The organism is Pedobacter namyangjuensis, assembly GCF_003313325.1.
GTDB classification, from domain to species: domain Bacteria; phylum Bacteroidota; class Bacteroidia; order Sphingobacteriales; family Sphingobacteriaceae; genus Pedobacter; species Pedobacter namyangjuensis.
Genome location: NZ_QMHQ01000002.1, coordinates 927,236 through 939,218, shown reverse-complemented (window position 1 = coordinate 939,218; position 11,983 = coordinate 927,236). Strand labels below are relative to the sequence as shown.

9 protein-coding genes are annotated in these 11,983 nt (G+C 35.5%); 2 read left to right on the top strand and 7 right to left on the bottom strand.

Annotated elements, in window-relative coordinates:
• Positions 1 to 25 precede the first annotated feature (25 nt).
• The 3 genes from DUT69_RS19275 to DUT69_RS11255 all read right to left on the bottom strand — a co-directional run bounded on the left by DUT69_RS19275 (position 26) and on the right by DUT69_RS11255 (position 4,385).
• Positions 26 to 226, bottom strand: coding sequence for a hypothetical protein (locus DUT69_RS19275; protein ID WP_162796295.1), 201 nt, complete (start codon positions 224 to 226; stop codon positions 26 to 28).
• Positions 227 to 676: 450 nt separating this feature from the next.
• Positions 677 to 3,616: a sensor histidine kinase gene (locus tag DUT69_RS11260; protein ID WP_162796294.1), complete on the bottom strand. Its 2,940-nt coding sequence runs from the start codon at positions 3,614 to 3,616 to the stop codon at positions 677 to 679.
• Positions 3,606 to 4,385 (bottom strand): LytR/AlgR family response regulator transcription factor, encoded by a 780-nt coding sequence (locus DUT69_RS11255; protein WP_113653311.1) that lies wholly within the window; start codon positions 4,383 to 4,385, stop codon positions 3,606 to 3,608. Before DUT69_RS11255 ends, DUT69_RS11260 begins: the two co-directional genes overlap by 11 nt.
• A 150-nt stretch (positions 4,386 to 4,535) precedes the next feature.
• Here DUT69_RS11255 and DUT69_RS11250 point away from each other — a divergent pair, with 150 nt between their 5' ends.
• On the top strand, positions 4,536 to 5,267 hold the full coding sequence (locus DUT69_RS11250; RefSeq protein WP_113653310.1) for a ferritin-like domain-containing protein: 732 nt from the start codon (positions 4,536 to 4,538) through the stop codon (positions 5,265 to 5,267).
• An 18-nt stretch (positions 5,268 to 5,285) separates the two neighbouring features.
• Positions 5,286 to 6,146, top strand: a complete 861-nt coding sequence (locus DUT69_RS11245; RefSeq protein ID WP_113653309.1) for a ferritin-like domain-containing protein — start codon at positions 5,286 to 5,288, stop codon at positions 6,144 to 6,146.
• Between the two features lie 201 nt (positions 6,147 to 6,347).
• Here the strand turns inward: DUT69_RS11245 and DUT69_RS11240 are convergent, their stop codons facing one another.
• Genes DUT69_RS11240 through rnr form a run of 4 tightly spaced genes read right to left on the bottom strand, consistent with a single transcriptional unit; the run spans position 6,348 to position 11,799 of the window.
• Positions 6,348 to 7,310: a polyprenyl synthetase family protein gene (locus DUT69_RS11240; protein ID WP_113653308.1), complete on the bottom strand. Its 963-nt coding sequence runs from the start codon at positions 7,308 to 7,310 to the stop codon at positions 6,348 to 6,350.
• Position 7,311: 1 nt separating this feature from the next.
• Entirely contained in the window at positions 7,312 to 8,469 is a 1,158-nt protein-coding gene (locus DUT69_RS11235; RefSeq protein ID WP_113653307.1) for a carboxypeptidase-like regulatory domain-containing protein, read from the bottom strand.
• A 2-nt stretch (positions 8,470 to 8,471) separates the two neighbouring features.
• On the bottom strand, positions 8,472 to 9,662 hold the full coding sequence (locus DUT69_RS11230; protein WP_113653306.1) for a carboxypeptidase-like regulatory domain-containing protein: 1,191 nt from the start codon (positions 9,660 to 9,662) through the stop codon (positions 8,472 to 8,474).
• 1 nt (position 9,663) lies between these two features.
• Positions 9,664 to 11,799 carry a ribonuclease R gene (gene rnr / locus DUT69_RS11225; RefSeq protein WP_113653305.1) on the bottom strand — a complete coding sequence of 712 codons (2,136 nt, stop codon included), beginning with the start codon at positions 11,797 to 11,799 and terminating at the stop codon, positions 9,664 to 9,666.
• Positions 11,800 to 11,983 lie beyond the last annotated feature (184 nt).

The following is an 11,983-nucleotide window of genomic DNA, read 5'->3' as shown; positions in this document are numbered from 1 at the left end:
TTTTAAGTATAATTTTTAGCTGATATTAATATCTATCATCGTCGTCATCGTCGTCGTCAAAATCGCCGAACGTGTCTAGGTCATCCAAAGGCACATCAAAATCATCTTCATCTTCATCTACCTCTTTAGGATCTTGGATATCATCCTCATCTTCATCAGATTCCTTTTTACTAGAAATCGGTTTGCTTACAGGATTTTTCTGGGTTGGTTTTTTCGGCGTTTTCATTACACAAAAAATTGTTAAATAATAGGAAATTATAAACGATGATCTAAAATACACAAAATCTTTTTAAATAGAAAACGACCTGTTTTTTTAGATTTTTATCTGATTCAAAATTAAAATAAAAACGTTTTTTATAAAAGTTTTTTTAAAAATTTTGAGGTGCTGAGAAGCAATAGTTTAGCATCGGAAACCAGAAAATTAAGCAAGAATATACATAGCCTAAACAAAAAAAAGCGTCTCAATATTATTGGGACGCTTTTAACACACAAATGAAACCTGAATTGAGATATAGTTTTAGGTTAGGTTAAAAAATATCTTTTGTCAATCCTATAAGAACGTTTTTTAAACAAGAACTTTGCTTGTTTTAATATCTTATAACAAGTTTAATGCTATTTAACATGCCAATTATTATTACTTAGTAAGTGGTATGTATAATTGAGTAAACGGTAAATTTTAGTTTAAAGGTACCAGAATAGTGATGGTTGTGCCACTATCTCCGTTCTGTTCTATAAAAAGTTGTATAGGTTTTGCTTCAATTTTATTGAGCAGATTTATGCGTTCTTGAGTTAAGCCCATTCCCTTGCTCTGGTGAGAGCCATTTTTATTAGCTAGCGAGTTTTTAATACCGATACCATTATCTATGATTTTTATCCACAAGTAGGTTTCGTCTTTTTGCTCTATAGATATCTTTAAATCTCCACCGTCTTCTATTGGCATTATTCCATGCCAAATAGCATTTTCTATGTAAGGTTGTAGCAACATGGAAGGTAATTGGGTTTCATCCTTATCTAATTTAGGATCTACATCTATCGTATAATTGAACTTATCTCCAAATCTGTTTTTCTCTAAAGTAAGATATAATTTAAGGTAGGCTAACTCTTCTTCTAAGCTGATGTAACTCTTGGTGCATATTTCTAGATTTTTTCTTATCAGCTTTGCGAAACCGGTTAAAACCCTGTTGGCCGATGAGGTATTTTGTGTATTAATGTAATGTTGAATGGAATTCATTACGTTAAAAACAAAGTGAGGATTCATCATAGCTTGTAAAGCTTGCTGTTCTAGCATTAGTATTTTGTTTTTAAGCAACAACTGCTCTTGTTCTTTATTTTTTTGGCGTTTAGTAATTTTTACCGTCATTATATAAAGAAGGTATGCGCCACTTGCTAACGCAATGAGAATAAACCACCACTTTTGCCAAAAATGTTTTTCTATAATAAATTTAATTTTTGCAGGTTGGCTCCAATCGCTATCCTGGCTTTTGGCGCTAATTTCGAAACAATAATTTCCTGGTTCTAAAGAAGATAGTTCAAGTCGTCTGTTTCGGGTTTCAGACCAATTCGCGTCGTCTTTTAAACGGTAGCGGTACAAGATCTGTCGATTTTTAAAATCTATTGCGCTATAGTTGAATGTAATGCTTTGCTGTTTTGGTTTTAATACAAAGCTAGCAGCGCCTAAATCTAAAGGTTCTCTATTAATGCTAACCGAGGTAATATATATTTTTGGCGGTTTCTTTTCTCTAATTATTTGGTTGTAGGCGAAATATACAAGCCCATTGTTTGTAGCAAAATAAGCAGTGTCTTTGTCTACATAAATATCATTTACGTCTTCGTTCAGCAAATCATTTGCGTAATCAAATGCATTAACAGAAAAATGATTGTTGGCATAACGGATTCTGTTAACACCAGCATTGCTAACAGACCAAAGAAAATCGTCTTTAAAATAGAGCTTGTTGATAATGTTGCTATTTAACCCATCGGCTTTTGTAAGTTGTTTGATTAACTGCCCGTTTTTTAAAAATGCGATGCCATAACCATCTGTAGCCATGGCGTAAACGTTGTTTTTAAGTTGTTTTATGTCGTTTATCCTCTTGTTTAATAGCGTGTTTTTTTCAAAATATTTATATTCTTTACGGTTATCAAACTGTGTAAGTCCATTGATGTTGGCAAACCATAAATGCTGATTATCATCATAAAAAACCCGATAGGCACGGTCTTTAAAGTAATCCTTACGTTCGTTGTAATGTAAGGAAGAGAACTCGAATTTCTTAATCCTTTCTTCTAGAACTACAACACCAGAAGACAAAGCCAAGGCTAATTTGCTGGTAGTGTCTAAACTGAAGTTTTTAATTACAAAAACAGAATTATTGCTCTCTTTCAGGTAGTTTACTTTTTGATCTGCAGGATAGGATGATGATATAGAGCCTAGGCCGTAATCTGAAGCGAAATAAACTAATCCATCCTTGCGATCGAAACACAATTGTTTGATGACATTATATTTTTCGGTATCATTAAAACTTAGCTTTTGAACCGTTTTTTTGTTAGTGCTAAGGATGTTGATGTTACTATTGTTTAGGCCAAGCCAGAATCGGTTGTTTTGGTCTTTAGTAATACTTTTTACAAAATCGCTCGTTAATCCGTTTTCTTTGGTAAAGATAAAAAGCCTTTCCTTTAATTCCGGTAAACGGTATATGCCGTTTTTTGTAGTAAACCACATATTATTGTCGCTGTCTTTTACTACCTGATTTACATCGATATTATTTAATAGGTGATTAATTTTTCCCTTATAGTCAATAATATAAACACCGTTGTTGTTGGTTAACCAAAGTTCCTTTTCGTCGGCGTAAATATAGCCCGGACTATTATTGAGCAATTTTTCGTTAACCTTGATTAAAAGCTGATCTTCAGTGCCTTTTTTCAAATTTAAACCATTTTTATCTAAGTAGTAAATGGAGCCGTTATTCGCCGTGTGGAAGGTTTTATAAGAAAGTGGGGTCATTTTCTCGTTTACCAAAACGAAATTGTTTCTAATAAAAATAAAAACTGCATCTGTACAGTAAGCCCAAATATTACCCTGTTTATCTTGGTGGATATAGGCATTAGCATACTGATTTTTCTGCGTTGGCGACGTGTGTTTCATTAGCGTTTCTCCGTCCCAAATTCCAATAATATTCTTATTCGTTCCGAACCAAATTTTGCCACTTTTATCTTCAAAAAAAGAAACAATTACTGCGTTAAAATTTAACTTTTTAAGTCCTTTATCATTCGATGGGTTGTAAATCTTGCCGTTGTAGAAATAACTTAGCTGGCCGTTTAAAGATAAAAACCAAATTCTACCTTTACTATCTTCCCTAACTTGTAATACCTGGTTATCAGGTAGTCCGTCATCAACTGTAAAAGTTTCAAACGCCGTACCATCAAATCTGCTTACACCAGCATCTGTACAAACCCAGATATAGCCTTTTCTATCTTGCAATAAATAATAGCAATTATTGCTTGCCAAACCATTTTTAGTAGTATAGTGCGGTAAATAAGAAGTTTGCGAAAAACCATTAAAGGAAAATCCTAAAATTAGGGTTAGAAGTATTATTAGGGTATGTAATGGTTTATATCTCACGTTGGAAATTTGTATAAGCCTTAATCTTGTCAAAAAAATCGCTTGCCCGTCTTCTAGAAACAATAATAATTTCACCATTGTTCAAAACAACTTGTAAGCCATTTTTTGAATTATATTCCTTAACAAATTTTAAATTTACAATACTTGATTTATGCACCCGAACAAATCTATTTTCGGGTAAAATTTCTTCGTAATCCTTTAAAACCTTTGCAACAACAATTTTTTCTAAATTAATTAGGTTAAATATAGAGTAATTGCTATCTGCCTCTATGTGTACAATATCATCAATATCAATTAGCCTAAAACCTTGGCTGCTGGGCAAAGTTATTTTTTTTACAGCTTGGCTATCTTGTAAATCATTTGCTAAATTTTTAAGGCTTTCGTTTCTGTTGTTTTCAACTTTGTTAAAAGTACTGTATTTAACGGCTTTTCCTACAGCTTCTTTTAATTCATCAATATCAATTGGCTTTAGAAGGTAATCTAAGGCATTTGCTTTTATGGCTTTTAACGCATACTGATCATAAGCTGTAGTAAATATTACGTTGGCGTTTGATTGTTGCACTTGTGGAATTAACTCGAAACCATTTTCGCCGGGCATGGCAATGTCTAAAAATATCAAGTCTACGCTGTGTTGCGTAAGCAAGTTGCGAGCCTCACTAACAGACTTTGCGATGCCTACAACTTGTATCTCTTGACAATTTTGCTGTATTAAAAAATATAATGATGAGCGAGCAAACTCCTCATCATCTACAATAATCGCGTTTAGCACAGTTTTTTATCGATTTAGTTGGGCTCAATTTATTAAAAAATGAGGGCATACTGAAATTTTTATTAATAGTTAAAAACCAAAGTAAATTTTACATCGTAATTGCATACATATAAGACCTTTTGACTAAACCCTAATTAAAAAATTATTCTTATGGAAAATTTAAACGATCAAAAACAAGATTTGCTAGCGGAGGACAGTAGCTTTATGCAAGCAAAACTACAACGTCGTTCTTTCTTGCAATTTGCAGGTGCTGGAGCAGCTGTTGTAGCACTTACTGCAGCAGGATGTAGAAAAGATAGAATCAATACCCCGTTGCCTAGTGGCGTTACGCTAGATTTTAAAGATGATTTTGGTGTACTTAATTACGCCTACGCTTTAGAGCAACTAGAAGCAGCATTTTATATTCAAGTGGCTTCAAATCCGCCTTCTGCTTTTTCAAGTGCAGAAAGAACCTATTTTCAAGATATACAATTTCATGAAATTGCCCACAGAGAATTTTTTAAGAGAGCGCTTAGCACTGCAGCAATTGGCAGCTTAGAGGTAGATTTTTCGAGCATTAATTTCTCAGACCGTATGAGTGTTTTAAATGCAGCTAAAGCGTTTGAAGATTTAGGCGTTGCAGCCTACAATGGTGCAGGTGTTAGGTTAACAAATACTAATTTCTTGGTAGTTGCTGGTCAAATCGTTTCTGTAGAGGCTCGCCACGCAGCTTATGTTCGTGATATGATTTCTAACGGAAGTTTTGCCGATTTAGGTGATGCCGGATTTGCTGGTTTAAATGCTAATGCGAGTGCAGGTTTAGATGCATCGCTTACTCCTGATAAAGTATTAGCTATTGCAGGCAAGTTTGTAAAAACAAAAATTAACGTAATCAATCTTTAATCCTTAAAAAAAGCAATCATGAATATCTTAAATATATTAGACGAAATTGAAAAAGTTGATGGCGAAATCTATGAAAGATTAAGTCCGAGACGTTCAGCAATGAAAGATTTTTTTAACGTTGGTAAAAAAATATCATTAGCTGCATTACCATTAGCGTTAGGTTCTATGTTCCAAAAAGCTTACGGACAAACCAACCCAGCAAATGTTAACGAAGTTTTAAACTTTGCATTAACTTTAGAATACCTAGAGTATCACTTCTACAACCACGCACTAACAAACTCTACTATAACTTTCCCTAACGCGGCATCTCGCCAAGCAATCACAACCATTCGCGACCATGAATTGGCTCACGTAACGTTGCTTAGAACAGCACTAGGTGCAAATGCCGTTACTCCGTTTGTAGATGGCGATTTTGATTTTACTGGTGCGGCTACTTTTGGAACTGCGTTTGCAGATGTTTTCAGTAACTATCAAACTTTCTTAAAAGTTGCTACAGCATTCGAAGATACAGGCGTTAGAGCTTACAAAGGCCAGGCTCCAGTGTTAAAAGGCATGCAAGTTTTAACTACAGCATTACAAATTCACTCTGTTGAAGCTCGCCACGCAGCGCATTTGCGTCAAATGACGGCAGCTTCGTTAAACGTTCCGCTAAAACCTTGGATCGCTTACGCAGCAAATGGTAACGATACAGGTATTGCTCAAGTAAACGCAGTTTACGCAGGTGAGCAGAACACGAAAATTCTTGATATAGAAATTACTGGAATTAACGGTACTGCTGTAACACAAACAGCAGCAGCAGAATCTTTCGATGAGTTTTTAACTGGAAGCGCTGTTAAAACTATCGCAAACATATTCATCAGAACAAGAAAATTGGCATAGTTTCAATTGGTTTAAGTTAAGGGAAGGGAGCGAAAGTTTTCTTCCCTTTTTTTGTAAATCAATTTTGTGTTACTATCTAAGCTAGCCCAGCTTTCCATTATATTCCCAATTCTAGGCTCATCGCGAGCCTTACAAGAATTGGGAGATGCCATTTCAATCTGGTTTATTTTTCAGCGTTTTTGCAACAAAAATGCATAACGCCTATTTATCTCGTTCTAAAATTTGCTGAACCAAGGTTGTAAACTGTTCTTTTTTGCTTTCTGAAACGGGTAAGTCGGCTAGTGCCTTATTAGCAACCGATAAATATTTGTCCATTTCATTATTAGCAAGATTTTGTATGTCGTACTTGTCGTAAAGTGCAGTAACAGCTTGTATTTTTTCTTCTTGTGCTAAATCTGTCGCTGTTAAACAAATTGCTTCGTCACCCTGTGCCAAAGCCAAGGCTTTAAGGTGTAAGAATGTTTTTTTGTTGGCAATAATGTCACCGCCAACTTGTTTGCCAAATTTTTCTGGGTTGCCATAAACGTCTAAAATGTCGTCCTGCAGTTGAAAAGCTACGCCTAAGTTTTCTCCAAATTTGTAAAGTAAAGCAGATTCTGTTTCGTTTGCGCCACCAACTATTGCGCCCAATTTCATGGCGCCACCCAATAACACCGCAGTTTTCAGCCTAATCATTTCAATATATTCTGCTATGCTTACATCACTTCTTTGCTCAAATTCCATATCCAATTGCTGACCTTCGCACACACCTTGAGCAGTAGCATTGAATGTATCTAAAACTGGCTTTAATACACTAATGGCAACTTTAGAAAGATGCTTGTTAGATTCTACCATCATCACATCGCCACTTAAAATAGCATTATTTACGCCCCATTTTTCGTGTACGGTTTGTTTACCTCGCCTTAGTGGTGCATTGTCCATAATATCATCATGCACCAAAGTAAAATTGTGGAAGGTTTCTATGGCCAGTGCAACATCCAACGCACTTTTAACATTTTCGGTAAATAATTCTGTAGCCATTAAAACCATTACCGGCCTAATACGCTTGCCACCCAAACTCATAATATATTTTATAGGTTCGTAAAGGTTGTTAGGATGTGTGGGATAAACTATTTGCTTAATCGCTTCTTCTAATATTGCTTGTAATTGGGTAGGAGTGTGCATGCTATTTTTTCTGTTGTTGCGCTGCTTCTAATGTTTGTATTGCTTGCTCTTCTTTCGCAGTGCGTTTTATGGTTTGGTTTTCATTCCAAAAATTTGCATTGAAATTTATGCCTTTGGTAGTATTAATATCATTGGTTTTGGCATTTAATTCTTGCAAATCCTTATTAAAAACATCATTATAATCTACCATAAACAATGTAGATGCAAAAGTAGTAGTTTTTGCGCCAATGCCTAATACTTTAAGTCTACTTGTTACACTAAATGTAGAAAAGTCTAAAACATTCGCCCCATTTTTATCTATTTTAAACTGTGCCATTAATTTTAAGCCATCGTTTTTAATACCCATTATACCAGAACTACTTAAGTTGAAATTAAATACTGTTCCTTCTAGTTTTAATACTTCGAAAGTACTTGTATTAATAAAATAATCACCTTCAAAATACATTCTCGTAATTTTAACTTTAGGCGTACTGCTAATAATGGCGATTTCCTGGTCGCCGAGTTGGTATGTGCCTTTCAGTTTAAAACTGTAAAGAGAATCTAATTTCTCTACTAAACCTTTATGGTGTACGCTATTGGCCAGAAAACCTGACATGGCTAGCGTGAAAAAGCTAAAATTTGTATAGGAAACAGTTGCCCTATCTCGCAGGTATCTAGCTTCTAACGGACGCCATTTAATCATTCCATAGTTTCTCCAGTTGCCATTAAAATACATTTCGTTTAAATAGGTTGGTCTATCTGCTTCATAGGCAATTTGTCTTAAAAAACCTTTTGCATAATTATCAGATTCTTTATTTTCTTTGCCTTTTTCGTAGGCATTTTTCATTAGCATAGTTGCGTAGTCGCCAATTACTACCTCTTTCAAAGTTACCGTTAAAGGCTTGAGCTTAATGTTCAAAACACTCTCGTCAACTTTGTTAACTTTTACAGCTTCGTAACTAACGTGAGAAATAAAAACAGTTGCGGGTAAAGAGGCAATGTTTAACTCAAATTCGCCGCTTTCATTGGTAATGGTTTTGGTTTTTTCATTAACCATTATGGTTACAAACTGTATTGCGGTGCCGGTTAAATCGTCTGTTATTTTACCTTTAATTATGTTTTGAGCTAGGCTTAAAAACGGTAGGACAAGAGCTGTTAAAAGTAGAAGTGTTTTTTTCATTGTTATGGATTAGTCATTGTGCCGAAAGCCTTTTTGTTTTCCATCATCTTTATAAACGAATCTTCTAAACTTGTTTGTTTTACGATTGGATTATCGGCCCAAAATTTAGCATCATAAGCTATTGATTGAATAACTGCCTTATCTTTTGTTTTTTTACTGAGGGTTACAAAATTTTTGTCGGATATTTTATTGTCTACTGAGAAAACAGTAAGCAAGGAACTTACCGATAGGCGAAGTTCCTGTCCTGATCCTTTAGCTGTACCATTTAATAGGAATTTTGTAGAAACACTTTCCAAAACAGTTACACCATCTCCATAGTTTTTAAAAGTGGCAACCGTATTACATGCTGGCGGGTAGGTGGCTTTAGCATCTGATAAGGCTACAGGAACATTGTAAACATTATTTTCCAAACGATAGATGTTCGAATCGTCCATGCCGATGTAATAGGTGGAGTTTACGTAATATTGGTTCTTTTTAGCCTTGTTATATTTGCAAGACACCACCGCAACACGCTGGTCTGCCTGTTCTATGTAACGCTCTATGTTGATGGTAAAATCGGCTAAGTTGTCTAAAGTTATATATTTGCAACCTTTTTCCTGTAGCAAATATCCGCTGTAAGAAAAAGTTAGATAAGATTGATTATTCATCGAAAAACTGAGTCCATCATTCATCTCTGCAAAACGGCTATGTTTCGCCGACCATCCTTGCACACGTTTAGGATTCCATTTTAAATCGTAAAATAGTTCGAAAATCTGGTTAGGCTTGTCGTTTAATGTAGATAACTGCCTGTAAAATGCATTCGTGTAATAGTTTCTGTCACTATTTGCGGTCGCTTTTTCCAATGCACCTTTTACAATTCTTTGGCCCAAATACGGATCGATTGTTACCGTATTTAAGCTAAGGGTTGCAGGAACTAATTGGATAGAAAGTTTTTCTCCACGTTGCGATAAATTAATTTCGCTTTGCAAATAACTGATATGCGATACGCGAAGTTTTATTGGGTAGGTAAAACCAGAAAGAATAAACTCTCCGTTTTCATTGGTTACCGTTGCAATATTTGCATCTATAATGGTTACAGAAGCAAAAGGAATAGGTTGACCGTTACTCTGATCGGTAACCTTTCCGATTATGTTTTGAGCATGTAAACTAACGCTAGCCAAGAGCATCATTAGGCTAAAAAATAGTTTTTTCATATTAATCTTGCAGCAATGTAAAATCAATTTGGCGTTTAGATAAATCTACTTTTTTAACCTTAATCTGCACTTCATCTCCCAATTGGTACTTTTTATGTTTTCTTTGGCCAACTATGCAAAAGTTTTTTTCGTCTAATACATAAAAATCGTCGGTAATATCCCGCAACCTAATCATGCCTTCGCATTTGTTTTCATTTAGCTCAACGTACATTCCCCATTCGGTAACGCCAGAAATAATACCGGTGTAGGTGTTTCCTATATTATCTTCCAGGTATTCTGCTTGTTTATATTTTATAGAAGCTCTCTCGGCATCGGCAGCACGCTTTTCCATAGCCGATGAATGCGAGCTTGCGTTTTCATATTCGTCGGCATTTGCCGATTTTCCGCCATCTAAATAATGCGCTAATAATCTATGCACCATTACATCAGGATAACGTCTGATAGGAGAGGTGAAGTGGGTGTAATAATCGAATGCTAAACCGTAGTGACTAGTTTTTTTAGTGGTATAAATAGCTTTGGCCATAGATCTAATAGCCAGTTGCGTAAGCATGTTTTGCTCTTTTTTGCCTTCCACGTCTTCCATCAAAAAGTTAAGGGATTTTGCAATTTCCTTATCAGATTTTGTGTTGATTTTATAACCAAATCTTGCTGCAAAGGTTGCGAAGTTGCCTAAATTCTCAAGGTTAGGCGAATCGTGAGAACGGTAAACGAAAGTATATTTATCTTTCCCTTTACCTTTTTTTGCAATAAACTCAGCTACTTTTTTGTTTGCCAAAAGCATAAAATCTTCAATAAGTTTATGTGCATCCTTACGTTCTTTTACATAAACGCCAATAGGTTTTCCTCGCTCATCAAGCTTAAATTTAACTTCGGTACTTTCAAAGCTAATGGCTCCGTTTTTAAACTTTCTATCTCTTAAAATGTAGGCTAATTCGTTCAGTTTCAAAATTTCTGCTGCAAAATCACCTTGTTTTGTTTCAATTACTTCCTGTGCTTCTTCGTAACTAAAGCGCCTGTCAGAGTGTATGGCCGTTCTCCCAAACCATTGCTCAACTATATTTGCTTCTTCATCTAGTTCGAACACGGCAGCAAAGCATAATTTATCTTCATTAGGGCGTAAAGAACAAACGCCATTACTCAAACGCTCCGGTAGCATAGGTATAACCCGATCTACCAAATAAACAGAAGTAGCACGTTCATAAGCTTCTTTATCTAATGAGGTTTTTGGTTTTACATAATGAGAAACATCGGCAATATGTACACCAATTTCGTAATTTCCGTTGGGAAGTTGTTTAAATGAAATGGCATCATCAAAATCTTTCGCATCGGCTGGGTCTATGGTAAAAGTAACCGTATTTCTAAAATCTCTCCGGCCTGCAATTTCCGCCTCGCTCACTACTTCTGGTATAGCATTGGCTTCGTGTTCAACTTCCTCTGGGAAACTTAACGGAAAACCATATTGCGCTAAAATGGCATTCATTTCCGTATCGTTTTCGCCCTGCGTACCTAAAACATTAAGGATTTTACCAATAGGATTTTTAGCACCTTCAGGCCAGTCGGTAATGCCCACTAATACTTTTTGGCCATTTTTTGCCCCGTTTAAATCACTAAGCGGTACAAAAATGTCATGCGCCATCTTACGGTCGTCTGGAATTATAAACGCAAAACGATCGCTCACTTTTGCTACGCCAATAAAATCGGTCTTAACTCTCGAGATAATCTCTACTACTTCGCCCTCTTTTTTACGACCACTGGTTTTTTTAGCATACACGTAAACTTTAACCTTATCGCCGTTTAAAGCATTGCGCAATTTTCGTGGCGCCACAAAAATATCTTTCTCAAATTCATCGTCCGGTATAATAAAGGCAGAGCCATCGGCAGTCATATCAACTGTTCCGGTTAAAAATGTTTTAAGCTCTTTCAGTCTGAACTTTCCGCGTTCTGGCCTAATAAATATGCCTTTTTCAGTTTGTTCTACCAATATTTCTAAAATCGTATCTGCAGATGCACCATCAGTTAAGTTTAATTTAGCCGCAACCTGTTTGTGGTTTAGCGCCACATTATTGTTTTTCTCGAAAATATCAGTAATCAGTTGGGTTAGAACAAGTTTAACCTGCGCATTTTTATTTTTTGCCATAGCACTTTTTGTATAAAAACTAAGATAACAAATCAACCCCAAGCTTTGTCATATTTTTACATTAATTAACGTTTCTATAACAAAATAATAAAGGTTTTCTGGTAAAACAGTGGCAGCAACAATAGGTTTTGCAGTCCCGCTTTTGTTTCAATCTTTTTGTTCTTCAGTACACAAAACTCACAGT

What these genes read in the sequence shown, in the direction of transcription:
- DUT69_RS11240 (WP_113653308.1), bottom strand. Translation starts at nt 7,310, where the DNA reads ATGCACACTCCTACCCAATTACAAGCAATATTAGAAGAAGCGATTAAG.
- DUT69_RS11235 (WP_113653307.1), bottom strand. Translation starts at nt 8,469, where the DNA reads ATGAAAAAAACACTTCTACTTTTAACAGCTCTTGTCCTACCGTTTTTA.
- DUT69_RS11245 (WP_113653309.1), top strand. Translation starts at nt 5,286, where the DNA reads ATGAATATCTTAAATATATTAGACGAAATTGAAAAAGTTGATGGCGAA.
- DUT69_RS19275 (WP_162796295.1), bottom strand. Translation starts at nt 226, where the DNA reads ATGAAAACGCCGAAAAAACCAACCCAGAAAAATCCTGTAAGCAAACCG.
- rnr (WP_113653305.1), bottom strand. Translation starts at nt 11,799, where the DNA reads ATGGCAAAAAATAAAAATGCGCAGGTTAAACTTGTTCTAACCCAACTG.
- DUT69_RS11250 (WP_113653310.1), top strand. Translation starts at nt 4,536, where the DNA reads ATGGAAAATTTAAACGATCAAAAACAAGATTTGCTAGCGGAGGACAGT.
- DUT69_RS11230 (WP_113653306.1), bottom strand. Translation starts at nt 9,662, where the DNA reads ATGAAAAAACTATTTTTTAGCCTAATGATGCTCTTGGCTAGCGTTAGT.